This window comes from Ramlibacter algicola, from assembly GCF_016641735.1.
In the GTDB taxonomy this organism is placed as follows: Bacteria; Pseudomonadota; Gammaproteobacteria; order Burkholderiales; family Burkholderiaceae_C; genus Ramlibacter; species Ramlibacter algicola.
This window is the reverse complement of record NZ_JAEDAO010000001.1, coordinates 4,114,863-4,137,095: the sequence shown is the minus strand read 5'-3', so window position 1 is coordinate 4,137,095 and position 22,233 is coordinate 4,114,863. Positions and strand designations below refer to the sequence as shown.

At 70.3% G+C, this 22,233-nt stretch carries 24 protein-coding genes; 16 read left to right on the top strand and 8 right to left on the bottom strand.

The window, feature by feature from the left end; all coding sequences use genetic code 11:
- The first annotated feature begins 16 nt into the window (after window positions 1-16).
- The 8 genes from aceK (at window position 17) to I8E28_RS20320 (ending at window position 7,229) form a co-directional block, all read left to right on the top strand.
- Complete coding sequence (gene aceK / locus I8E28_RS20355) at window positions 17-1,846, top strand: bifunctional isocitrate dehydrogenase kinase/phosphatase (RefSeq protein WP_200790077.1); 1,830 nt, start codon at window positions 17-19, stop codon at window positions 1,844-1,846.
- The gene (locus I8E28_RS20350) at window positions 1,843-2,358 is read left to right on the top strand and encodes a hypothetical protein (RefSeq protein ID WP_200790076.1); all 516 of its coding nucleotides are present in this window, start codon (window positions 1,843-1,845) and stop codon (window positions 2,356-2,358) included. Before aceK ends, I8E28_RS20350 begins: the two co-directional genes overlap by 4 nt.
- Window positions 2,351-3,535, top strand: a complete 1,185-nt coding sequence (locus tag I8E28_RS20345) for an acetyl-CoA C-acyltransferase (protein ID WP_200790074.1) — start codon at window positions 2,351-2,353, stop codon at window positions 3,533-3,535. The genes I8E28_RS20350 and I8E28_RS20345 overlap by 8 nt, the downstream gene beginning before the upstream one ends.
- 134 nt (window positions 3,536-3,669) lie before the next feature.
- Entirely contained in the window at window positions 3,670-4,338 is a 669-nt protein-coding gene (locus tag I8E28_RS20340; protein WP_200790072.1) for an SDR family oxidoreductase, read from the top strand.
- Window positions 4,339-4,356: 18 nt separating this feature from the next.
- Window positions 4,357-5,487, top strand: a complete 1,131-nt coding sequence (locus I8E28_RS20335; protein WP_200790070.1) for an acyl-CoA dehydrogenase family protein — start codon at window positions 4,357-4,359, stop codon at window positions 5,485-5,487.
- The gene (locus I8E28_RS20330; protein WP_200790068.1) at window positions 5,484-6,416 is read left to right on the top strand and encodes a glutaredoxin family protein; all 933 of its coding nucleotides are present in this window, start codon (window positions 5,484-5,486) and stop codon (window positions 6,414-6,416) included. Before I8E28_RS20335 ends, I8E28_RS20330 begins: the two co-directional genes overlap by 4 nt.
- Window positions 6,413-6,811: a YchJ family protein gene (locus I8E28_RS20325; protein WP_200790066.1), complete on the top strand. Its 399-nt coding sequence runs from the start codon at window positions 6,413-6,415 to the stop codon at window positions 6,809-6,811. Before I8E28_RS20330 ends, I8E28_RS20325 begins: the two co-directional genes overlap by 4 nt.
- A gap of 118 nt (window positions 6,812-6,929) precedes the next feature.
- A complete protein-coding gene (locus I8E28_RS20320) occupies window positions 6,930-7,229 on the top strand; it encodes a KTSC domain-containing protein (protein WP_200790065.1) in 300 nt (99 codons plus the stop codon).
- On the opposite strand, the gene I8E28_RS20315 is transcribed toward I8E28_RS20320, so the two are convergent.
- A complete protein-coding gene (locus tag I8E28_RS20315; protein ID WP_200790063.1) occupies window positions 7,226-7,792 on the bottom strand; it encodes an adenylate/guanylate cyclase domain-containing protein in 567 nt (188 codons plus the stop codon). The genes I8E28_RS20320 and I8E28_RS20315 overlap by 4 nt on opposite strands.
- Before the next feature lie 83 nt (window positions 7,793-7,875).
- On the opposite strand from I8E28_RS20315, the gene I8E28_RS20310 reads away from it, so the two are divergent.
- On the top strand, window positions 7,876-8,553 hold the full coding sequence (locus I8E28_RS20310) for an HAD family hydrolase (protein ID WP_200790061.1): 678 nt from the start codon (window positions 7,876-7,878) through the stop codon (window positions 8,551-8,553).
- A 3-nt stretch (window positions 8,554-8,556) separates the two neighbouring features.
- Here I8E28_RS20310 and I8E28_RS20305 read toward each other — a convergent pair whose 3' ends face one another.
- A complete protein-coding gene (locus I8E28_RS20305) occupies window positions 8,557-9,957 on the bottom strand; it encodes a sensor histidine kinase (protein WP_200790059.1) in 1,401 nt (466 codons plus the stop codon).
- Complete coding sequence (locus I8E28_RS20300) at window positions 9,954-10,643, bottom strand: response regulator transcription factor (protein ID WP_200790057.1); 690 nt, start codon at window positions 10,641-10,643, stop codon at window positions 9,954-9,956. The genes I8E28_RS20305 and I8E28_RS20300 overlap by 4 nt, the downstream gene beginning before the upstream one ends.
- Window positions 10,644-10,789: 146 nt before the next feature.
- Here I8E28_RS20300 and I8E28_RS20295 point away from each other — a divergent pair, with 146 nt between their 5' ends.
- The 6 genes from I8E28_RS20295 to I8E28_RS20270 all read left to right on the top strand — a co-directional run bounded on the left by I8E28_RS20295 (window position 10,790) and on the right by I8E28_RS20270 (window position 16,182).
- The gene (locus I8E28_RS20295; protein WP_200790055.1) at window positions 10,790-11,278 is read left to right on the top strand and encodes a tripartite tricarboxylate transporter TctB family protein; all 489 of its coding nucleotides are present in this window, start codon (window positions 10,790-10,792) and stop codon (window positions 11,276-11,278) included.
- 16 nt (window positions 11,279-11,294) lie between these two features.
- Window positions 11,295-12,806: a tripartite tricarboxylate transporter permease gene (locus tag I8E28_RS20290; protein WP_200790053.1), complete on the top strand. Its 1,512-nt coding sequence runs from the start codon at window positions 11,295-11,297 to the stop codon at window positions 12,804-12,806.
- A 64-nt stretch (window positions 12,807-12,870) separates the two neighbouring features.
- Window positions 12,871-13,548 (top strand): response regulator, encoded by a 678-nt coding sequence (locus I8E28_RS20285; protein WP_200790051.1) that lies wholly within the window; start codon window positions 12,871-12,873, stop codon window positions 13,546-13,548.
- Entirely contained in the window at window positions 13,535-14,944 is a 1,410-nt protein-coding gene (locus I8E28_RS20280) for a sensor histidine kinase N-terminal domain-containing protein (RefSeq protein ID WP_200790049.1), read from the top strand. The genes I8E28_RS20285 and I8E28_RS20280 overlap by 14 nt, the downstream gene beginning before the upstream one ends.
- Window positions 14,945-15,038: 94 nt before the next feature.
- Window positions 15,039-15,743 (top strand): TerC family protein, encoded by a 705-nt coding sequence (locus I8E28_RS20275; protein WP_200790047.1) that lies wholly within the window; start codon window positions 15,039-15,041, stop codon window positions 15,741-15,743.
- A gap of 10 nt (window positions 15,744-15,753) precedes the next feature.
- Window positions 15,754-16,182 (top strand): universal stress protein, encoded by a 429-nt coding sequence (locus I8E28_RS20270; protein WP_338050812.1) that lies wholly within the window; start codon window positions 15,754-15,756, stop codon window positions 16,180-16,182.
- 16 nt (window positions 16,183-16,198) lie between these two features.
- On the opposite strand, the gene I8E28_RS20265 is transcribed toward I8E28_RS20270, so the two are convergent.
- The 5 genes from I8E28_RS20265 to I8E28_RS20245 all read right to left on the bottom strand — a co-directional run bounded on the left by I8E28_RS20265 (window position 16,199) and on the right by I8E28_RS20245 (window position 21,210).
- A complete protein-coding gene (locus tag I8E28_RS20265) occupies window positions 16,199-17,476 on the bottom strand; it encodes a hypothetical protein (protein WP_200790045.1) in 1,278 nt (425 codons plus the stop codon).
- Between the two features lie 88 nt (window positions 17,477-17,564).
- Window positions 17,565-17,861, bottom strand: a complete 297-nt coding sequence (locus I8E28_RS20260) for a Mut7-C RNAse domain-containing protein (RefSeq protein WP_200790043.1) — start codon at window positions 17,859-17,861, stop codon at window positions 17,565-17,567.
- 9 nt (window positions 17,862-17,870) lie between these two features.
- Window positions 17,871-18,821, bottom strand: a complete 951-nt coding sequence (locus tag I8E28_RS20255; RefSeq protein WP_200790041.1) for a tripartite tricarboxylate transporter substrate binding protein — start codon at window positions 18,819-18,821, stop codon at window positions 17,871-17,873.
- Window positions 18,822-18,870: 49 nt separating this feature from the next.
- On the bottom strand, window positions 18,871-19,941 hold the full coding sequence (locus I8E28_RS20250) for a tartrate dehydrogenase (protein ID WP_200790039.1): 1,071 nt from the start codon (window positions 19,939-19,941) through the stop codon (window positions 18,871-18,873).
- 174 nt (window positions 19,942-20,115) lie between these two features.
- The gene (locus tag I8E28_RS20245) at window positions 20,116-21,210 is read right to left on the bottom strand and encodes a hypothetical protein (protein WP_200790037.1); all 1,095 of its coding nucleotides are present in this window, start codon (window positions 21,208-21,210) and stop codon (window positions 20,116-20,118) included.
- A gap of 77 nt (window positions 21,211-21,287) precedes the next feature.
- On the opposite strand from I8E28_RS20245, the gene I8E28_RS20240 reads away from it, so the two are divergent.
- Window positions 21,288-22,193 carry a LysR family transcriptional regulator gene (locus I8E28_RS20240; RefSeq protein ID WP_200790035.1) on the top strand — a complete coding sequence of 302 codons (906 nt, stop codon included), beginning with the start codon at window positions 21,288-21,290 and terminating at the stop codon, window positions 22,191-22,193.
- Window positions 22,194-22,233 lie beyond the last annotated feature (40 nt).

Genomic DNA, 22,233 nt, shown 5'->3' with positions numbered 1-22,233 from the left:
GCGGGACCGCAGCGCCATGTTCCCGCAGCGCCTGGACTCGCCGGTGGCCTACGCCATCGCGCAGGCGATGCTGGACGGCTTCGACCTGCACTACCGGCTGTTCCGGCAGGAATCGGCCGCGGCCAAACAGCGGTTCGAACAGGCGGACTGGCACGCGCAGCAACGCGCGCAACGTGAGCGCATCGCGTTCTACGACAAGCGGGTGCGCGAAGCGGTGGTGCGCCTGGAGCAGGAGTTCCAGGCCGGCAAGCAGCCGATGGAGGTGTGGCACCAGGCCAAGCTGCACTACATCGGCCTCCTGATCAACCACCACCAGCCGGAACTGGCGGAGACCTTCTTCAATTCGGTCACCACCAAAATCCTGCACCGCACCTACTTCAACAACGACTTCATCTTCGTGCGTCCCGCGGTGAGCACCGAGTTCATCGAGAACGAGGAGCCGGCCGCGGCGCCCACGTACCGCGCCTACTACCCGACGCGCGACACGCTGCTGGAGAACATCGAGCGGATCGTCACCAACTTCCAGCTGCGCCGCGAGTTCGACGACCTGCGGCGCGACGCGCAGGCGGTGCTGGAGGCGATGAGCGCGCGGCTGGTGGGCGTGAAGCTGCGCGCGAACTTCCAGGTCCAGGTGCTGTCGTCCCTGTTCTTCCGCAACAAGGGCGCTTACGTCGTCGGCAAGTTGATCAACGGCTTCAACGAAGTGCCGTTCGCGCTGCCGATCCTGCACGACGACCAGGGCAAGCTGGTCATCGACGCCTGCCTGTTCGGCGAGGACGACCTGCAGATGCTGTTCTCGTTCGCGCGCGCCTACTTCATGGTCGACATGGAGATCCCGGCGGCGTACGTGCAGTTCCTGCGCTCGCTGATGCCGCGCAAGCCGCGCGGCGAGATCTACACCGCGCTGGGGCTGGCCAAGCAGGGCAAGACGCTGTTCTACCGCGACTTCCTGTACCACCTGAAGCACTCGAGCGACCGCTTCCGCGTCGCGCCCGGCATCCCCGGCATGGTGATGCTGGTGTTCGACCTGCCGTCGTTCCCGTACGTGTTCAAGGTCATCAAGGACCACTTCCCGCCGCAGAAGGACACCACGCGCGAGCAGGTGCAGGCCAAGTACCTGCTGGTCAAGCAGCACGACCGCGTGGGCCGCATGGCCGACACGCTGGAGTACAGCGTGGTCGCCTTCGCGCGCAGCCGGTTCGACGACGCGCTGCTCGACGCGCTGCAGCGCGAGGCGCCCAGCCAGCTGGAGATCGGCGACCTCGACGGCGACGGCCACGAGGAAGTGGTGATCAAGCACCTGTACATCGAGCGGCGGATGATCCCGCTCAACATCTACCTGGCCGAGGCGTTCGACGCCATCGAGCACGGCGATCCGGCCATCGCCGCCGCGGCGCGCGAGCAGGTGGAGCACGCGGTGGTCGAATACGGCAACGCCATCAAGGACCTGGTGGCCGCCAACATCTTCCCGGGCGACATGCTGTGGAAGAACTTCGGCGTCACGCGCAACGGCAAGGTCGTGTTCTACGACTACGACGAGATCGAGTACCTCACCGATTGCAACTTCCGCGCGGTGCCCAAGGCGCGCACCGAAGAAGAGGAGATGTCCGGCGAGGTCTGGTACCAGGTCGGCCCGCGCGACATCTTCCCGGAGACCTTCGCACCCTTCCTGCTGGGCAACCCGTCGGTGAAGGAAGTCTTCCTGCGCCACCATGCGGACCTGCTGGACCCGGCGTTCTGGCAGACCCACAAGGAGCGCATCCGCGCCGGCCACGTGCACGACGTGTTCCCGTACGAGCAGGACAAGCGCTTCGAGCACCACGCGCTGCAAGGGGCGCCTGCATGACCGCGCGCGATGCGTGGGAGCTGGCCAGCTTCGTCGTCACGGCGCTGGGCCTGCCGTTCGCGATCGTGTTCTTCGCGTTCGAGCAGCGCAAGGAGCGCGACAACGAGGAAGAGGCGCAGTACCAGCTGCTCTCCGACGCGTACAACGATTTCCTCAAGGTCGTGCTGGCCCATCCGGACCTGCAGCTGCGCACCGCCACCCCACTGCCGGACCCGTCACCCGAGCAGCGCGAGCGCATGCTGGTGATCTTCGATATGCTGATTTCCCTCTTCGAGCGGGCCTACCTCGTGGCCTGGAAGCCCCGCATGGGCGAGGACGAGCGGCGCCGCTGGAACAGCTGGGACGACTACATGCGCGAATGGTGCCGCCGCGACGATTTCCGCAACGCCCTGCCGCTGCTGCTGCGCGGCGAGGACCCGCAGTTCCAGGACTACCTGCGCCGCCTCGTCGACGAGGAGCGCGGGGTCTCCCATTCCATCCTTTCGCCATCCATAGGAGCACTCAATGGCTGATTCCGTCGTCATCGTCAGCGCCGCCCGCACCCCGATGGGGTCGTTCCAGGGCGACTTTTCCACCCTCTCCGCGCACGACCTCGGCGGCGCCGCCATCAAGGCCGCCGTCGAGCGCTCGGGCATCTCGGCCGACGCCGTCGGCGAGGTGCTGTTCGGCAACTGCCTGATGGCCGGCCAGGGACAGGCGCCCGCGCGCCAGGCCGCGTTCAAGGGCGGCCTGCCCAAGAGCGCCGGCGCCGTCACGCTGTCCAAGATGTGCGGCTCGGGCATGAAGGCCGCGATGTTCGCGCACGACATGCTGCTGGCCGGCAGCCACGAGGTGATGGTCGCCGGTGGCATGGAGAGCATGACCAACGCGCCCTACCTGCTGCTCAAGGGCCGCGGCGGCTACCGCATGGGCCACGACAAGGTCTACGACCACATGATGCTGGACGGCCTGGAGGACGCCTACGAGGCCGGCCGCTCCATGGGCACCTTCGGCGAGGACTGCGCCGCCAAGTACAAGTTCACCCGCGAAGCGCAGGACGCGTTCGCCATCGCTTCGGTGACGCGTGCGCAGAAGGCCACCGAATCCGGCGCGTTCGCCAAGGAGATCACGCCCGTCACGGTGAAGACCCGCGCCGGCGAGACGGTGATCAGCAAGGACGAAGGCCCGGGCAAGGTCAAGATCGACAAGATCGCCACGCTCAAGCCGGCGTTCAAGAAGGACGGCGGCACGATCACCGCCGCTTCGTCGTCGTCGATCAACGACGGCGCCGCCGCGCTGGTCATGATGACCGAGAGCACCGCCAAGCGCCTGGGCTGCAAGCCGCTGGCCCGCATCGTCGGCCACTCGATGCACGCCCAGGAACCGAACTGGTTCACCACCGCCCCGGTGGGTGCCACGCAGAAGCTGCTGCAGAAGACCGGCTGGAAGGTCGCCGACGTCGACCTGTGGGAAGTCAACGAGGCCTTCGCCGTCGTGCCCATGGCGCTGATGGAGGAGCTGAAGGTGTCGCACGACATCGTCAACGTCAACGGCGGCGCCTGCGCGCTGGGCCACCCGATCGGCGCTTCCGGCGCGCGCATCATGGTCACCCTGATCCACGCCCTGCAAGCCCGCGGCGGCAAGCGCGGCATCGCCACGCTGTGCATCGGCGGCGGCGAGGGCACCGCGGTGGCGCTCGAGCTGCTGTAAGCAGGCGGATACCCGAACGCAGAGGGCGCAGGGCAAGCGCAGAGCACACAGGAGAATCCATTCCATGGTTTTCTTCTGCGACTTCTGCGCTTGCTCTGCGCCCTCTGCGTTCGGGAGTTCTTGAGGGCCTCGATATGGCAACAGTCCTCGTCATCGGCGCCTCGCGAGGCATCGGGCGCGAGTTCGTGCGGCAGTGCCGCGCGGCGGGGGATCGCGTCATTGCCACCGCGCGTGACGCGAAAGGGCTGGAAGCCATCGAGGCGCTCGGCGCGAAGGCGCTGGACGTCGACGTTGCGCAGCCCGCCAGCATCGGTGCCCTGGCGTCGCAGCTCGATGGCGCGAAGATCGACCTCGCCCTCTACGTGGCCGGCGTCTACAGCACGGCCGGCGCGCAGGAGGCGCCGTCGCAGGACGACTTCGACCGCGTGATGCACACCAACGTGCTCGGCGCGATGCAGGCGATCCCGGAGGTCGCCCCGCTCGTCGCGGCCGCGCATGGCAGGTTCGTGTTCATCACGAGCGAGATGGGCCACATCGCCGGCACGGGCTCCAGCTTCGGCTGGCTGTACCGCGCGAGCAAGGCCGCCCTGAACATGGTGGTGAAGGCCGCCAGCCACGAGTACCCGCAAGCCATCTTCCTGGCCATCAGCCCGGGCTGGGTGAAGACCGACATGGGCGGCCCGGGCGCGCCGTTGACGGTGGAGCGCAGCGTCGGCGACATGCGCCGCGCGATCGCCGCCGCGCGCCGCGCCGACTCCGGCGCCTTTCTCGACCACAATGGCCGCCCCTTCGACGGCTGGTGAGCCGGACACACGACACGCATGCTGCTGACCCAAGACCAGGAAATGATCCGCGACGCCGTCCGTGCGTTCGCGCAGGACCAGTTGTGGCCGAACGCCGCCCGATGGGACAAGGACCACACCTTCCCGCGCGAGGTGCACAAGGGCCTCGCGGAGCTCGGCGCGTATGGCATTTGCGTACCCGAGGAGTTCGGCGGCGCCGGCCTCGACTACGTGACGCTCGCGCTCGTGCTGGAGGAGATCGCGGCCGGTGACGGCGGCACCAGCACGGCGATCAGCGTCACCAACTGCCCGGTCAACGCCATCCTCATGCGCTACGGCAACGCGGCGCAGAAGAAGCGCTGGCTGGTGCCGCTTGCCCAAGGCAAGTTGCTCGGTGCCTTCTGCCTCACCGAGCCGCACGTGGGCAGTGACGCCGCGGCGTTGCGCACGACGGCCACGCGAGACGGCGACGGCTACGTGCTCAACGGCGTCAAGCAGTTCATCACCAGCGGCAAGAACGGCCACGTCGCCATCGTGATCGCGGTGACCGACAAGGGCGCCGGCAAGCGCGGCATGAGCGCGTTCATGGTGCCCACCGAGACGCCCGGCTACGTCGTCGCGCGGCTGGAGGACAAGGTCGGCCAGCATTCGAGCGACACCGCGCAGGTCAACTTCGACAACTGCCGCATCCCGGCCGACCACCTGATCGGCGAGGAGGGTGAGGGCTACAAGATCGCGTTGTCGGCGCTCGAGGGCGGCCGCATCGGCATCGCCGCGCAGAGCGTGGGCATGGCGCGCAGCGCGTTCGACGTCGCGGTGGCCTACGCGAAGGAGCGCCAGAGTTTCGGCAAGGCGATCTTCGACCACCAGGCCGTGGGCTTCCGCCTCGCGGACTGCGCGACGCAGATCGAAGCCGCGCGCCAGCTGATCTGGCATGCGGCCAGCCTGCGCGACGCGGGCCGGCCCTGCCTGAAGGAGGCGGCGATGGCCAAGCTGTTCGCCAGCGAGATGGCCGAGCGCGTGTGCAGCGCCGCCATCCAGACGCTCGGCGGCTACGGGTACGTCAGCGACTTCCCCGTCGAACGGATCTGGCGCGACGTGCGCGTCTGCCAGATCTACGAGGGCACGTCCGACGTGCAGAAGATCCTCATCCAGCGCGCCCTGGGGTGACTCCGCAGCCGCAGCCGCCCACCACCACGCCGCGCGAGCGGAACGCGCTGCTGACGCTTGCCCGTGCCTTCGAACGCGACGACCACGGCGAGCGCACGGTGCGCGCCGGCCGCATCGTGGTGCTGTTGGCGTGGATCGTGGCGGTGGCCGCGCTGCTGGTGCTGCTGCTCGCGTGGCCGGGCCGCAGCCTGCTGGAACTGGGGTTCCTGGGGCTCGCAATCGTGGGTGCCTGGCTCGCGGGGGTCGCGCGCTTCTTCGTGCTGGCCGGCGCGCAGTGGCCGGTGCTGTCTCGCTACGTCGACCGCGATGCGGTCCGGCGCGACGCGGCCGCGCTCGCCGCCGAAGCGCCATCCGCCGAGCCGGCCTCGCCCCTGGCACGGCTGTGGCGCTGGCACGTGCAGGCCGACCTGATGACGCGCCTCAAGCGCCTGTCGCTCGCAGGACTGGTGCTGTTCGCGGCCGCGCTGCTGGTGCAGATGCTGGTGCTGCCGCGCGCGCTGGCGATGTTCCATCCCGCGCGCGGTGCCGCGCCAGGGCAGGTGACCGTGCTCACGACCCGCTGGTGCCCCTATTGCGCCGACCTGCGCACGCGGCTGCGCGCGGCGCGGCTGCCGTTCGCCGAGGTCGACGTCGAGTCCGGCTGGCGCGAGTCGCTCGCGCTGCAGGCGACCGGCCGCCACGCGATCCCGACCACGCTGGTGGGTGCCGAGCTGCTGCCACGCGGGCTCACCAGCCAGCTGCAGGTGCTGCAGGCGGCCTGCCTGCAACACGTGCCGGCTGCCGGTGCGCCGGCGCCGGACTGCCGCATGCTCGATCCGCACGCGCTCGTGCGCGCGCGGCGCGAGAACGGGACGCGCACGTTCGAAGTGGTGCCTCGGCCCGCGACGGTGGACGTGGGCGACGAAACCGAATCGGGACTGCCGCGATGAAAGACACCGATCCCTGCCCCTGCGGCCGCACCGATGCGAAGGGCCGCGTGCGCGCCTTCGGCCAGTGCTGCGGGCCGCTGCTGGCCGGTGCGCCGGCGCCCGATGCCGAGGCGCTCATGCGCTCGCGCTACACCGCGTTCGTGCTGCTCGATGGCGAGTACCTGTGGCGCACCTGGCATCCGGACCACCGCCCCGACGTGCCCGAGCTCGAGGCACCGACCAAGTGGCTGGGCCTCGAGGTGCGCGAGCACCGCGTGATCGATCCGGACCACGCGGAAGTGGAATTCGTCGCGCGTTTCCGCGCCGCCGGACGCGGCGGCCGCATCCACGAGCGCAGCCGCTTCGAGCGCGACGCCGACGGCCGCTGGGTGTACGTGGACGGGGAGATGCGGTGACGGCGACAGTCCGTCGTCCCCGCGAAGGCGGGGACCCATCGCTTCCATTGCGGGCGCCATGGAAGGCGGAAGCGATGGATTCCCGCCTCCGCGTGAATGACGATCCTCGGAGGACCCCATGACCGCCAAGACCTTCACCTCCGGCCGCATCCGCGAAGCCGACTACGACGCCGGCTCGCAGCAACTGGACCTGCGCTTCGACAACGGCAGCATCCTCGCGTACAAGCACGTGCCCGCCGAGGTGTTCCGGCGCCTGTGTTCGGCGCCGAACCCGGCCACCTACTGGGAAGACCGCATCGCCGAGGAATACCCGAAGGGCGAGCCGCGGCTGAAGAAAGCCGGCGCGCCGGGCAAGTCGCTGTCGGACCTGTTCCGCGAAGCGGACGACACGGACGGCACGGACGGCAGCGGCTCCTAGCCGCGCAGCGCCACGCAGGCCACCGGCGCCGGAAAGCCGGCGACCAGCATCGGCCCGACGTCCTTCACGCCTTGGCGCCAGTGCGCTGCGTCGCGCACCGCGCTCGTCGCCAGCACCTCGCCGGCATCGGCCATCGCGCACAGGCGCGCCGCCAGGTGCACGGGGGCGCCGACCACGTCGGGCTGGCGGTGCAGGCCTTCGGGGCCGACCAGGCCGGCGAGCACCGGTCCTTCGGCGACGCCCAGGCCGAACGGCAGTTCGCAGTGCGTCTCGCCCGCGAGCGCCGTGGCGCAGCGCAAGGCCTGCCACGCACGCGAGGCGCCGCGAAACACCGCCAGCAGGCCGTCGCCGGTGTACTTCACCACCTCGCCGCCGCACGCGCGCACGACCGCCGCCTGCGCGCTCAAGGTCGCGTTGAGCAGGTGGAAGAACTCGTGCGGGGCGGTGCGCGTGACGAGGTCGGACGAGCCGCGCATGTCGGTGAACAGCACGGCCGCGTCGAACAGCTCCTCGCCACCGGCGTGCAGCACGGCGTCCGCGGTGGCGGCCTGCAGGTCGGGCATGGACCGCCATGCTAGCGGCGGGCACCACCGCCGTGGTGCCGCGTGCATGGCCCATCCGGGCCGCTTGGTAGGATGCCGCGCCCATGCCTGAACCCTCCCGTTTCGATGCCGTGCTGTTCGATTGCGACGGCGTCCTTGTCGACAGCGAATCCATCACCAACGGCGTCCTGCGCGACATGCTCGAGGAAGCCGGCTGGCGCCTCACCCCGGCCGAGTGCATGCGGCTGTTCCTCGGTCGCATGGTGCGCGACCAGCGCGCCCTGATCGAGAAGCACACCGGCCGCCCCTTGACCGAGGACTGGCTGGCGCAGTTCCGCGCGCGGCGCGACGGGCAACTGCAACGGCGCGTGCAGGCGGTGCCCGGCGCGGTCGAAGCCGTCGAGCGCGTGCACGCGATGTACGAAGGCCGCATCGCCTGTGCCAGCGGCGCCGACCGCGCCAAGGTCGAGCTGCAACTGCGGCTCTGCGGATTGATGCGCTTCTTCGAAGGCCGCATCTTCAGCGGCCACGAGATGCCGCGGTCCAAGCCCGCGCCGGACGTCTACCTCGCGGCCGCCGCGGCGCTGGGCGTGGATGCGCGCCGCTGCGCCGTCGTCGAGGACACCGTGCCCGGCACCACGGCCGGTGTCGCCGCCGGGGCGACGGTGTTCGGCTACAGCCCGCCCGAAGCCGGCCATGACGCGCCCGCCGCGCTGCGTGAAGCCGGCGCGCGCGAGATCCTCACGGCCATGGCCGACCTGCCGGCGCTGCTGGCGAGCTGACGGTCACGCCGCCGCGGGCGGGTCGCGGAACCGGATCTCGCACAGCCAGCCGCGGCCGGCGGGGCCGGAGCCCAGCGTCATCTGCGCGCCCATCAGCGTCGCGTACTGCGACACCAGCGCGAGGCCCAGCCCGGCGCCCTGGCCCAGCAGCTGGCCCAGCTGGCCTTGCCTGCCGCGGTGCACCAGCTGCGCCTGCACGTCGTCGGGCAACCCGGGCCCGTTGTCCTGCACCGAGAGCACGACGTCGCCGTCTCGGTGCTCGATCGCCACCGTCACCGCCGACGCGTCGTCGGCACCGGCAGAGCCGTAGCGCAACGCGTTGTCCAGCAGGTTGGTCAGGATGCCGTCGACCAGCGTCGCGTCGGCCTGCACCGTGCAAGGCGCATCGATGCCGACGGCGCCGAGGTCGACGCCGCTCGCGTCGGCGCGCGGCAGGAAGCGCAGCACCGCATCGCGCACCAGGGCGTCCAGCTGCACCGCTTCGAGCTTGAGCCCGGCTTCCGCCTCCAGCGCGAGCGCCAGGTCCAGCAGCTGGTCCACCAGCCGGCTGGCGCGTGCCTGGCTGGCCGCGATGCGTTCCAGCTGCTCGCGCCACGAGTGCGGGTCCGTCTGCTGCAGCCCGTAGTCGGCCAGGGCGCGGATGCCCGCCAGCGGGGTGCGCAGCTCGTGCGCGACGTTGCCCGCGAACTCGCGCTGCGCGCGCACGCTGCGTTCGAGCCGCGCGAACAGCGCATTCAGCGCCGCGGCCAGCGTGGCGACGTCGTGCGTCGTCGCCTCGACGTGGATCGCAGCGAGATCGTTGGCGCTGCGGCGCCCCAGCGCTTCCTGCAGCTGCGCCAGCGGCCGCAGGTCGCTGCGGATCGCGCGGTGCAGCCACCAGCCCAGCATGCCGAGCAGCAGCAATTGCGGCAGCAGCGAGAACACCGCGAGCCGCTGCAGCACGACGCTGCGGCCCAGCGTCGTTTCCGCCACCACGACGTCGAAGGGCACCGGCTCGTCCCGGTGCAGCGTGACGGCGCGCAGCTGCTGGCCGTGCAGTTCCAGGTCGGCGAAGCGGTACGTGACCGGCGGCTCCACCGGCCGCATCGCCAGCTCGCGCACGCCGGCGATGTGCGTGCCGTCCTTCTGCCGCACGCTGAAGTAGGTCGTCTCGACCTGGTCGAACAGCACGCGGTTGACTTCCCGTGTCGTCAGCCCGAGCTCCAGCAAGTCGCCGTGCTGCTGCACGTTGGACGCCAGCAGCGCGGCGTCGTCGAGCAGCGAGCGGTCGAACGCGCGCTGCGTGAACCAGTAGGCGATGCCCGCCGAGACCGCCGTCCCCGCGACCCACGTGAGTGCCAGCGGCACCAGCACGTGGCGCAGCAGGCGCGAGGCCAGCCGCGGCGGGTCCGGCGACAGCTTCAAGCCTCGGCCTCGAGCAGGTAGCCCAGCCCGCGCAGGGTGCGGATGCGCACGCCGCTGCCCACCAGTTTCTTGCGCAGCCGCGAGATGAAAGCCTCCAGCGCGTTGTCGCCCAGGTAGTCGTCGAGGTCGGACAGCTTGTTGGCCAGTTCGCGCTTGCTCACCACGCGCCCGGCGGGCGTCATCAGTTCCCACAGCACTTCGAATTCGCGCGCGGGCAGCTCCAGCGCCTGCCCGTGCACGGTGAAGCGGCGGTTCTGCCGGTCCAGCGCGAGGCCGCCGACGGTGACCTGGTCCTGCGTGCCCATCGTGCGGCGCACCAGCGCGCGCAGCCGCGCCTCGACTTCGGCGAGGTCGAACGGCTTGCCCAGGTAGTCGTCGGCGCCGGCGTTCAGGCCCGCGATGCGTTCGTCGGTGCGGTTGCGTGCGGTGAGCACCAGCACCGGCGTGCGGTCGCCGCGTGCGCGCGCGGCGCGCAGTGCGCTCAGGCCGCTGCCCAGCCCGCTGCGCGGGTTCGCGTTGTGCGGCAGGTTCAGGTCCAGCAGCACCGCGTCGAAGCCCGGGATCTGCCACAGCTGGTCGGCTTCCTCCAGCGTGCCGGCCACGTCGACGCGGTGGCCCGCGTCGTGCAGGCTGCGCACCATCACGTCGCGCAGCACGACGTCGTCTTCGATCAGCAGGATTCGCATGATTCAGGTGTAGCTGTCCCCGGCTTCGCGATGCTACGCACTTTTACGAACCGCACGGGTCAGCGGGCGGTCAGCGGGCGGCGGCGCTAATCGTCCGGGCCGGCGCCATCCCTTCCGGGGTGCGCCCGCCCATCGCAAGGACCCCCATGAGGATCAAGAGCCAGCAGGACTTTTTCGCAGGACTCATGTTCTGCATCATCGGCGCCGCCTTCGGGTTCGGCGCCACCACCTACAACGTCGGCGAGGGCGCCCGCATGGGCCCCGGCTACTTCCCGCTCGTGCTGGGCATCGTGCTGGCCATCCTGGGCGCGTTCGTCATCTTCGAATCGCTCGTGGTCGAGACCGAGGACGGCGAGAAGATCGGCAAGTGGGCCTGGAAGCCGCTGGTGTTCATCATCGGCGCCAACCTCGCGTTCGGCATCCTGCTGGGCGGGCTGCCGAAGATCGGCCTGCCTTCCATGGGCATGATCGTCGCGATCTACGCGCTCACCATCATCTCGAGCCTGGCGGGCAGCGAGTTCGAGTGGAAGAGCGTGCTGGTGCTGGCCACCATCCTGTCCATCGGCAGCTGGGTCGCGTTCATCTGGCTGCTCAAGCTCCAGATCCCGGTCTGGCCTTCGTTCATCGCGGGCTGAGGCGGGAGCACACGACATGGACCTGATCACCAACCTCATGACCGGCTTCGGCGTGGCCTTCACGCCGATCAACCTGCTGTACGCGTTCATCGGCTGCGTGCTCGGCACGCTGATCGGCGTGCTGCCAGGCATCGGCCCCGTCGCGACCATCGCGATGCTGCTGCCCGCGACCTACGCGCTGCCCCCGGTGTCCGCACTGATCATGCTGGCCGGCATCTACTACGGCGCCCAGTACGGCGGCTCCACCACCGCCATCCTGGTGAACCTGCCGGGCGAGTCGTCCTCGGTCGTCACCTGCATCGACGGCTACCAGATGGCGCGGCAGGGCCGCGCGGGTCCCGCGCTCGCGGCGGCCGGCATCGGCTCGTTCTTCGCCGGTTGCGTCGGCACGCTGATCCTGGCGGCGTTCGCCGCGCCGCTGACCGAAGTCGCGTTCAAGTTCGGTCCGGCCGAGTACTTCTCGCTGATGATCCTGGGCCTGATCGGCGCCGTGGTGCTGGCCTCCGGCTCGCTGATCAAGGCCATCGCGATGATCGTGCTGGGCCTGCTGCTCGGCCTGGTGGGCACCGACGTGAACTCCGGCGTCGCGCGCTTCTCCTTCGACATCCCCGAGCTCACGGACGGCATCGGCTTCGTGACCATCGCCATGGGCGTGTTCGGCTACGGCGAGATCATCAGCAACCTCGCCCAGCCCGACGACGAGCGCGAGGTGTTCACCGCCAAGGTGCAGGGCCTGTTCCCGACCAGGGCGGACTTCAAGGCGATGGCGCCGGCCATGCTGCGCGGCACGGCGCTGGGTTCGGCGCTGGGCATCCTGCCCGGCGGCGGCGCGCTGCTGGCCGCCTTCGCGGCGTACACGCTGGAGAAGAAGGTCCCGCTGCGTGCAGGCGAGGTCCCCTTCGGCAAGGGCAACATCCGCGGCGTGGCCGCGCCCGAGTCGGCGAACAACGCCGGCGCGCAGACCTCGTTCATCCCGCTGCTGACGCTGGGCATCCCGCCCAATGCGGTGATGGCGCTGATGGTCGGCGCGATGACCATCCACAACATCCAGCCGGGCCCGCAGGTGATGACCAGCAACCCGCAGCTGTTCTGGGGCCTGATCGCCTCGATGTGGATCGGCAACGCGATGCTCGTCATCCTGAACCTGCCGCTGATCGGCATGTGGATCAAGCTGCTGACGGTGCCCTATCGCTTCCTGTTCCCGGCGATCGTGCTGTTCTGCGCCATCGGCGTCTATTCCACGAACAACAACGTGTTCGACATCTGGATGGTCGCCATCTTCGGCGTGGTCGGCTACGTGTTCGTCAAGCTCGGTTGCGAGCCGGCGCCGCTGCTGCTCGGCTTCATCCTCGGTCCGATGATGGAAGAGAACCTGCGCCGTGCGCTGCTGCTGTCCCGCGGCGATTGGGGCGTGCTGGTCACGCGCCCGCTGTCGGCCAGCCTGCTGGCGGCTGCGATCGCGCTGATCGCCATCGTGGCGCTGCCCTCGATCAAGAAGAAGCGCGAGGAAGCCTTCGTGGAGGAGTGAGGGCGCGACCCTCTCCCTCGCGCACAATGGCGGGCACCAGCCCGCCATTTTTCATTCCGACGTCGTGCGCATCCTCCTCGCCGAAGACGACAAGGTGCTCGCCGACGCGCTCTCCCGCGCGCTGGCGCGTTCGGCGTACGCCGTCGACGTGGCCGCCAGCGGCGACGAGGCGGAGCGGGCGCTGATGGCGGCCAACTACGACCTGGTCATCCTCGACATCGACCTGCCGGGCATGAGCGGCCTGGAGGTGTTGCGCCGGCTGCGCGCGCGCCGCACCACGACCCCGGTGCTGATCCTCACCGCCCTGGACGCGTTGGCGGATCGCGTGGCCGGCCTCGACGCGGGCGCCGACGACTACCTGACCAAGCCTTTCGACCTGCCCGAGCTGGAAGCGCGCGTGCGGGCCCAGTTGCGGCGCGGCTCCGCGGCCGTGTCGCCCGTGCTGCAGCTGGGCAAGCTGGCCTTCGACACGGTGGGCCGGCGCGTGTCGTACGAGGACCAGCCGATCGAGCTGTCCGCGCGCGAGCTGGCGGTGCTGGAGGTGCTGATGCTGCGTGCCGGCCGCGTCGTCAGCAAGGAAACCATCGTCAGCCATCTCTATGGCTGGGGCGACGAGGTGGGCCTCAACGCCATCGAGGTGTACGTCTACCGCATCCGCCGCAAGCTCGAGCCGCTCGGTTGCGAGATCCGCACGGTGCGCGGCATGGGCTACCTGATGGAACGCAGCCATGGCGCGCCGTAGCCGGCTGCGCGACGTGCTGCTGGCCTCGCTGCTGGGGCCCCTGCTGGTGCTGTTGCTGGTCGACTCGGCCCTGAGCTGGTGGACGTCGGCGCAGCTCGCCAACCGCGCCTACGACCGCGGGCTGTACGAGATCGCGCGCGAGGCCGCGCTGCACGTGCACGCCACGCCCTCGGGGCCACGCCTGGACCTCACGCCGGCGGCCGAGCGCGCGCTGCTCGTCGACCAGGACGACCGCATGGCCCTGCGTGTGTGGAGCGCGCCGGGCACGCCGATCGGCGGCGATCCCGCGCTGGAGGCGCCCGCCCATGCGCCGCGCGATGCGCGCGGGCCCCGCTTCCACACCGGCATGCTGCGCGGCGAACCCGTTCGCATCGTGGTCGCCTGGTTGCCGTACGACGAGGCGGACCCGTCGCGCCAGGTGCTGGTGCAGGTGGCCGAGACCCTGGGCAAGCGGCACCGGCTCGCCTGGGAGATCGTGGCCAGCATCGTCGCCGCGCAACTGGTGCTGATCGGGATGGCGTGCGCGGCAGTGTTCTGGGGCGTCGGGCATGGGTTGCGCCCGCTGTCGGCGGTGGGGAGCGCCGTCGCCCGGCGCTCGCACCAGGACCTCAGCCCGCTCGAGACCGAAGGCGTGCCCGAGGAGGTGCGGCCGCTGGTCGACGAGGTCAACGCGCTCATGCTGCGCCTGGGCGCCACGCTGGACGCGCAGAACCGCTTCGTGGCCGATGCGGCGCACCAGCTGAAGACGCCCGTGGCGGGACTGAAGGCGCAGATCGAGGTGGCGCTGGGCGAGGACGACCCCGATCGCGTGCGCCACTCGCTCGCGCAGCTGTACGTCAGCGCCGAGCGGCTCTCGCGCATCGTCCAGCAGCTGCTCGCGCTGGCCCGCAACGAGCCGGGCGCGGTCGCCGCGGTGCACCTGCAGGCGGTGGACCTGGAGGCGTTCGCGCTCGAGATCTGCATGGAGTGGGCGCCGCAGGCGCTGCGCCGCTCGATCGACCTTGGCTTCGACGGCCACGGCAGCCCACTGGCCATCGACGCCGACCCGGACCGGCTGCGCGACCTGATCAACAACCTGATCGACAACGCGGTGCGCTACAGCCACGAAGGCGGCAAGGTGACGGTGGCCGTGCGCCTGCACGGCGACGAGCGCCTGCTGTCGATCAGCGACGACGGCCCCACCATCCCGGCGCAGGAGCGCACGCGGGTGTTCGAGCGGTTCCACCGGCTGGTGGGCGGCCGCACCGAGGGCAGCGGCCTCGGGCTGGCCATCGTCAGCGAGATCGCGGCACTGCACGGCGCCCGCATCACGCTGCAGGAAGACCACGACGGCACCGGCAACGCGTTCACCGTCCACTTCCCGCCGCCGGAGCCGCCAGGCCCGGCCCGCGTGTAAGCCTGCAGACAGCAGGGCGACAAGAAGGCGACAGCAGCGCTTCCTATCCTCGGGCGAGCCGCGCGCCGCGCGGCGCATCGAACGAGGAGACGACATGGACATGGTGTCCACCCCGGATTTCTGGATCGCCCTGGGCCAGATCATCCTGATCAACATCGTCCTGAGCGGCGACAACGCGGTCGTGATCGCGCTGGCCTGCCGCTCGCTGCCGGCCCACCAGCAGAAGAAGGCCATCATGTTCGGCTCCGTCGGCGCGATCGTGCTGCGGCTGGTGCTGACGTTCTTCGCCGTCTATTTGCTCTCGCTGCCGTACCTCAAGCTGATCGGCGCCGCGCTGCTGCTGTGGATCGGCATCGGCCTGCTCAAGGGCGATGACGACGACGAGGACCTGGAGAGCAGCTCCAACCTGATGGGGGCGATCAAGACGATCGTGATCGCCGACCTGGTCATGAGCCTGGACAACGTGATCGGCGTCGCCGCGGCGGCCAAGGGCCACGTCGGCCTGCTGGTGATCGGCCTGGTCATCAGCATCCCGCTGATCATCTTCGGCAGCACCATCATCCTGAAGCTGATGACGCGCTTCCCGATCATCATCACGCTCGGCGCCGGCCTGCTCGGCTGGGTGGCCGGCGAGATGGCGCTGTCGGACCCGGCGATCAAGGACCTGTGGGCCGCGCAGCAGCACACGCTGCACGTGATCGCCCCGGCCGCCGGTGCGCTGCTCGTCATCGCGGTGGGCAAGTACCTCGCGCGCATGGCGGCGCAGCGTTCCGCGCAACCCGACGGCCCGGCCGCCTGAGGACAGCGCGGTGGCCCAGATCCTGGTGCCGATCGACGGCCACGGGCCGAAGATGCAGCGCGCGCTGGCGGAGGCGATCCGCATCCACCGGCGCGAGGACGTCCCCGTGTACCTGCTCAGCGTGCAGCCGGCGGTCAACGGGCACGTGGCGTCGTACTTCCAGCCGTCCGAACTGGAACGGTTGCAGCACGACGCCGGCGCCGAGGAACTGGCGCCGGCCCAGTCGCTGCTCGAAGCGGCCGGCGTGCGTTACCGCACCGTCGTGCGCGTCGGTCGGCGCGCCGAGACCATCGCGCGCACCGCGCAGGAACTCGGCTGCGACCGCATCGTGATGGACGCGCCCACCGCGTCCGGCGGCGATCGCTGGTTCGGCTCGCTCGCGCACCAGGTCGACCACATCCTGGCCGGCGTGCGCGGCTGCCAGGTGATCGGCGCCTAGGCGCCGGGACGGCGGGTCACCAGCTCGCCGCCATCGAGTCCACCGACCAGCGCGGATCGTTGGTGACGTTGCGCAGGTCGACGAACTCCATCGCCGACATCGGGATCGAGCCCAGCTGGCTGAAGGTCGCGTCCTGCCACTGCGCGCTCGGTTCGCCCTGCACGTAGAAGTCCGAGCCGATGTCGGCCACGTACATCCCGTACTGCTTGGCCGCCGTCGCGATCGCCTTGGCCTGCGTGGTCCAGGTGGACGGGATCACGAAGTCCGCGCGCAGGCGCAGCAGCGCGCCGAACGGGATGCCCCCTGCCGTCGCATCGCCTGCGGCATGGCGCGCCGGCCAGGTGGAGGTGTTGGCCAGCACGGCGTCGCGGAACGTCACGCGCAGCGCGTGGTGGATCGCACCGCTGTTCGCCTCCGCCGCCTTCACCAGGAACGGCGTGATCGGCAGGCCGGCCGCGTCGCCGCTGGTCCAGGTCTGCGGCCGCAGCTGCAGCGACTTCAGGTCCCACGCAGCGGTGGACATCGCGTACCACTGGCCGGAGAGCTTGTACGCCGCATACGCCTCCCACAGGCGGCAGGCGCCCTGCTCGACGACCAGCACGTGGTGGTCGCCGCAGGTGTTGGGGTCGTTGCAGGTGCCGCCTTCGTTCAGCAGGTTGGTGCTTGGGAAGGGAAAGCGGCGCTGCGCCGTGGGCACCGCCGCGCAATTGTGCGTGAGCGTGTAGCCGCCGCCGCTGGCCACCGCGCAGTCGCTCTCGTGCGGCCAGCCGCTCTGGCTGCTCACGCCCGAGGCCGCGAAGTCATAGTTGAGGATGGGCCAGTCCGTGGTCGCGGCCGTGCCGTCGACGCTGTTGACCGGCATGCCGTAGTAGGCCGTGGGCTGCGTGGGATCGGTGCCCTTCCACCAGTCGGCGTGGAAGGTGCGGGTGGCGCCGACCGAGGCGATCCACTGCGCGCTGCTCGCATGCGCAGGGAAGCGTGCGGTGTCGTCGACGCGCGTGTTGAACACCGCCTGCGCCGGGAACATCTCGCAGTTGCCCAGCAGCGTCGTTCCGCCGGGCGTGCTGGTCGAGGGCGGATTGGCAGGCGTCGGCGCCGAGGGTGTGCCGGGAGCTGAGGGGGTCACTTGGGTCGCCGTCGTGCCCGAACTGCCCGCTTCGACACCGGTGCCGCCGGAGCCCACGCCCGTGCTTCCACCACCGCTGCCGCCGCTGCCGCCGCAGGCCCCCAGGCCCACGGCCACCAGCGAGGCCCAGGCCAACGCGCCGAGCGCCCATCGCTTGCCATCCTGCATGGATGCTCCTCTCGAAACTGTCGAGCGGGCATCTTGCGTGGCTCAGCCGTTACAGGCGGTGTCGGAATGCAAGAGCTGGGGGAAGGGCTTACAGCTGAGGCAGGCTGTGCAGCTCGCGCGGCGGCGCCAGCTGCAGCACCGTCACGACCTGCACCAGCTGCTGCAGCGGTGCGTCGTGCACGATCTCGAGCGAGCGCGCCGGCTGCAGCTCGCGCAGCAGCAGGCGGTCGCGGGTGAGGAGGAGGCGGCCCTCGGCGTTCGCGAGGGCCACCAGGTCGGGGTCGGGCAGCTGCGGGTCCAGCCGCGTGTCCCAGCCCAGCACGCGCAGCCAGCGTGCCAGGCGCGCCAACATCGCGTCGGCGGAAAACGGCGGGGCGTCGTGCACCCCCGCAGATTACTTCTTGCCCAGGCCCATGCGGGCCGCGCCCTCGGTGTACAGCTTGGTCTTCTCCGCCATGAACGCGTCCATCTGCTCGACGCCGACGTTCACCAGCTCGAAGCCGGACTTGGCGGCCAGTTCCTTCATCTCGGGGTCCTTGTTCAGCGCCATCCACATGTCCGAGATCTTCTTGCGCTCGGCCGCCGGCGTGGACTTGGGCACGCCGATGCCGCGGTAGGCGCCGTCGACCCAGTCGACGCCCAGTTCCTTGAACGTGGGCACATCGGGCATCAGCGGGTGGCGCTTGTCCATCGCGACGGCGAGCGGGCGCACGCCCTTGTCGCGGTTGGCGATGGCGAACGGCGTGTACGTCATCGCGCCGTCGACCTGGCCGCCGATGACGGACGTCGCGAGGTCGCCCGTGCCCTTGAACGGCACGTACAGCGTCTTGATGCCGAAGGCGGCGTCGAGCCGCTCGTGCGCGGCATGGTTGGCGGAGTACTGGCCCGAGCCGGCCAGGCTGACGGTGCCCGGCTTCGCTTTCGCGGCGGCGAGGAATTCCTGGAAGTTCTTGATCGGGCTCTTGCCGCTGACCACCAGGATGTCGGGCGTGAAGTGGAACCAGAACACCGGCGTCACGTCGGCGGTCTTGTACTGCACGTCGCCCTGGATCGGCTGGAAGACGATGTGCGGCAGGTTCACGCCGACCACGTTCGTGCCGTCGGCGGGCAGCTGGTTCATCTGCGTCCACATCAACGCGCCGCCCGCGCCGGCCTTGTACTGGACGATGGTCTCGATGGCCGGGCACTTCTTCTTCAGCACCAGCGCCTGGTGGCGCGCGGACAGGTCCGACTCACCGCCCGGCGGGAACGCCTGCCAGTAGTTCAGGTTCTTGTCGGGGCAGGCCTGGGCGAAGGCGAGGGGGGCGGCGAGGGCCAGTGCGGCCGCGGCGAACAGCTGTCTCATTGCATGTCTCCTTTGTGCTTGTCTGGGAACGACGGACAGTGGCAGGATTTCAGGCGGCGAGCAATCGGTGGCACACCGCATCCGTGACCTGCCTGGTCGTTGCGGAGCCGCCGAGGTCGCCGGTGTGCAGCTTGGTGTCGGCGGTCACCGCCTCGATGGCACGCATCAGCTTCTGCGCCGCGGCCTGCTCGCCCAGGTGCTCGAGCAGCATCACGCAGCTCCAGAAGGTGCCCACCGGGTTCGCCAGGCCCTTGCCCATGATGTCGAAGGCCGAGCCGTGGATCGGCTCGAACATGCTGGGGAAGCGGCGCTCGGGATCAATGTTGCCGGTCGGCGCGATGCCCAGGCTGCCGGCCAGCGCCGCCGCCAGGTCGCTCAGCACGTCGGCGTGCAGGTTGGTCGCCACCAGCGTGTCGAGCGACGCGGGGCGGTTGACCATGCGTGCGGTGCAGGCGTCGACCAGCTCCTTGTCCCACTTGACGTCCGGGAACTCCTTGCTGACCTGCAGCGCGATCTCGTCCCACATCACCATGCCGTGCCGCTGCGCGTTCGACTTGGTGACCACGGTGAGCTGCTTGCGCGGGCGCGACTGCGCCAGTTTGAAGGCGAACCGCATGATCCGCTCGACGCCGGCGCGCGTGAGGATGCTGACGTCGGTGGCGACTTCGATCGGGTGGCCCTGGTGCGCGCGGCCGCCGACGCCGGCGTATTCGCCTTCGGAGTTCTCGCGCACGATGACCCAGTCCAGGTCCTTGGGCGTGCAGCGCTTCAGCGGTGCGTCGATGCCGGGCAGGATGCGCGTCGGCCGCACGTTGGCGTACTGGTCGAAGCCCTGGCAGATCTTCAGGCGCAGGCCCCACAGCGTGACGTGGTCCGGGATGTCCGGGTCGCCGGCGGAGCCGAACAGGATGGCGTCGTGGTGGCGGATCTCGTCCAGCCCGTCGGCCGGCATCATCACGCCGTGCTTGCGGTACCAGTCACCGCCCCAGCCGAAGGACTGGAAGTCGAAGTTGAACTTGTCCTGCGAGCGCGCGAGCGCCTCGAGGGCTTGCTGGCCGGCCGGCACGACTTCCTTGCCGATGCCGTCGCCGGGAATGCAGGCGATCCTGTAGGTTTTCATGCGCGCACTGTAGGTGCGCGCGGCGCCGCCGGATCGGGGCCGGTGGCAAGGCTTGGTTCACCGGGGGGTGAAGAATCCTTGCTCGTCATTCCCGCGAAGGCGGGAATCCACCGCTTCCATGACAGCCGGTGAAGACGGAAGCGATGGGTCCCCGCCTCCGCGGGGACGACGAAGTTACACAGCCTTGTTCATGTCCACATCCAGCCCCGACCTGCGCATCTCGCGCGCCAGCAGCAGGCGCCACAGGTCGCTGGAATCCATCGGCAGCACGCGCACGATGCCTTCGAGGTCGGGCGCGACGTTCGGCTGGCCCTGCACGAGGAACAGCACGCGCTCGCGCGACAGGGCGCCGAACAGGTAGCCGATCTCCAGCAGCGCCTGCGTCGTCAGGCCGGCGCCCGCCGCCAGGCCGGTCGACGGCAGCAGGACGAGCGCGAAGTCGCTGCCGCGCACCGCCTCGAGGCGGTCGACCAGCGCGACGTCGTCGCTGACCGGCGCGTCGGTGCCGATGACGAAGCTCTCGAAGCCGAGCTGGCCGAGGAACTTGGCGAGCACCGCGCTGGCGGTGCCGCCGAGGCTGTTGACGATGGCGATCTTGGCATCGGCGGCGGGGGCATTGGTGGGCATGGCGTTCGATTTCGGGGGGCGGGAGGTCGGCTTGCCCGCGGCGGCACGCGCAGGCTCGGGATCTGGCGCCGGCGCAGGCGCCGGTGCGGGTTCAGGGTCGGGCTCGGGCTCCGGTGCAGGAGCCGGTGTCGGTGCAGGGGTCGGCGCGGGCGTGGGCGCTGGCGTCGCCTTGGGCGTGGGTGCTGGCGTCGGCGCAGGCGTCGGGGCTTCGGTCGGCGCCGGGGTGGGCGCTTCGGTCGGCGCTGCCGTCTGCTTCGGCGCCGGAGCCGGCGCGCCACCGCCCTTGCCCAGGGCCTGCACCTGCTTCTCGAGCGTCTTGCGGGCGATGTTCAGGTTGCTGATTGCGGCGTCGAGCCCTTGCCGGACGGCGTCGCGCAGGTCGTCGGACGAATAGCGATCGTCGAAGCCGCCTTCGAGCGACGCGGTGAGCGTGCCGATCTTCAGGTCCTTGTAGTCGGCGGAGGCGTGGCCCAGGACGTCGGAAAGCGCCGTGTTGACGCGCTTCTGCAAGGCCTCGATGCGGTCGTCCCAGCGGTCCCTCAGGCCCGTGAGGTCGGTGCCCTTGAGGTCCTTGGCCAGACGCTGCAGGCGGTCGATGCCTGCTTCCAGAGTGTCCTTCTCGCTGTTCTTGCCGCCGCCCATGCCCGCTCCTCGACGAGTTGCCACTGTAGCGCTTCCGGCCTGACTTCCAGCCGGCGCACGCGACAATCGGTGCCGCCATGCCGACACCTGTTGCAGCCGCGTCGTCCGAGATGCAGTTCTTCACCTTGCTGGTGCGCAGCGGCAGCCTGACCGCCGCCGCCCGCGAACTGCAGGTCACGCCGCCGGCGGTGAGCAAGCGGCTCGCGCTGCTGGAGCAGCACCTGGGCGTCAAGCTGCTGCGCCGCTCGACCCGCCGCATGGCGCTGACCGCCGAAGGCGAGGCCTACGTGGCGCATGCCCGGCGCATCCTGGCGGAGATCGCCGCGGTCGAACGCGAACTGCGCGGCGCCAGCGAGCAGCCGGCGGGGCTGCTGCGCGTGAACGCCACGCTGGGATTCGGCCGCACGCATGTGGCCCCGCTGATCGCCAGCTTCGCGCGCACGCATCCGCAGGTCGAGGTGCAACTGCAGCTGTCGGTGAACCCGCCGGCGCTGACGCAGGACGCGTTCGACGTCTGCGTGCGCTTCGGCGAACCGCCCGATTCGCGTGTCGTCGCGCGCCGCCTCGCGCCCAATCGCCGCCTGCTCGTCGCGTCTGCCGCCTACCTGCAACGCCAGGGCGTGCCGCGCACGCCGGCCGACCTGGCGCAGCACCAGACCATCGGCATCCGCCAGGGTGACGAAGGCGCCGGCGTCTGGCGCCTGCAATCGGGCAAGCGCACGGAGACGGTGAAGGTGCATCCCCGCCTCGCCACCAACGACGGCGACATCGCCGTGCAGTGGGCGCTGGCCGGCCACGGCATCGTCATGCGCGCCGAGTGGGACGTCGCGCGCTACCTGCAGTCCGGGCGGCTGCAGCACGTGCTGCCGCAATGGCAGACGCCGCCGGCGGACATCTACGCCGTGTGCCCGGCGGAACTGCAGTCCGCCGCGCGGGTGCGGGCGTTCGTCGAGCACCTGGCGGCGCACTTCGCGAAGGGCTAGGTCTCTTGCCATTCCGGCGAAAGCCGGAATCCATGCGGGG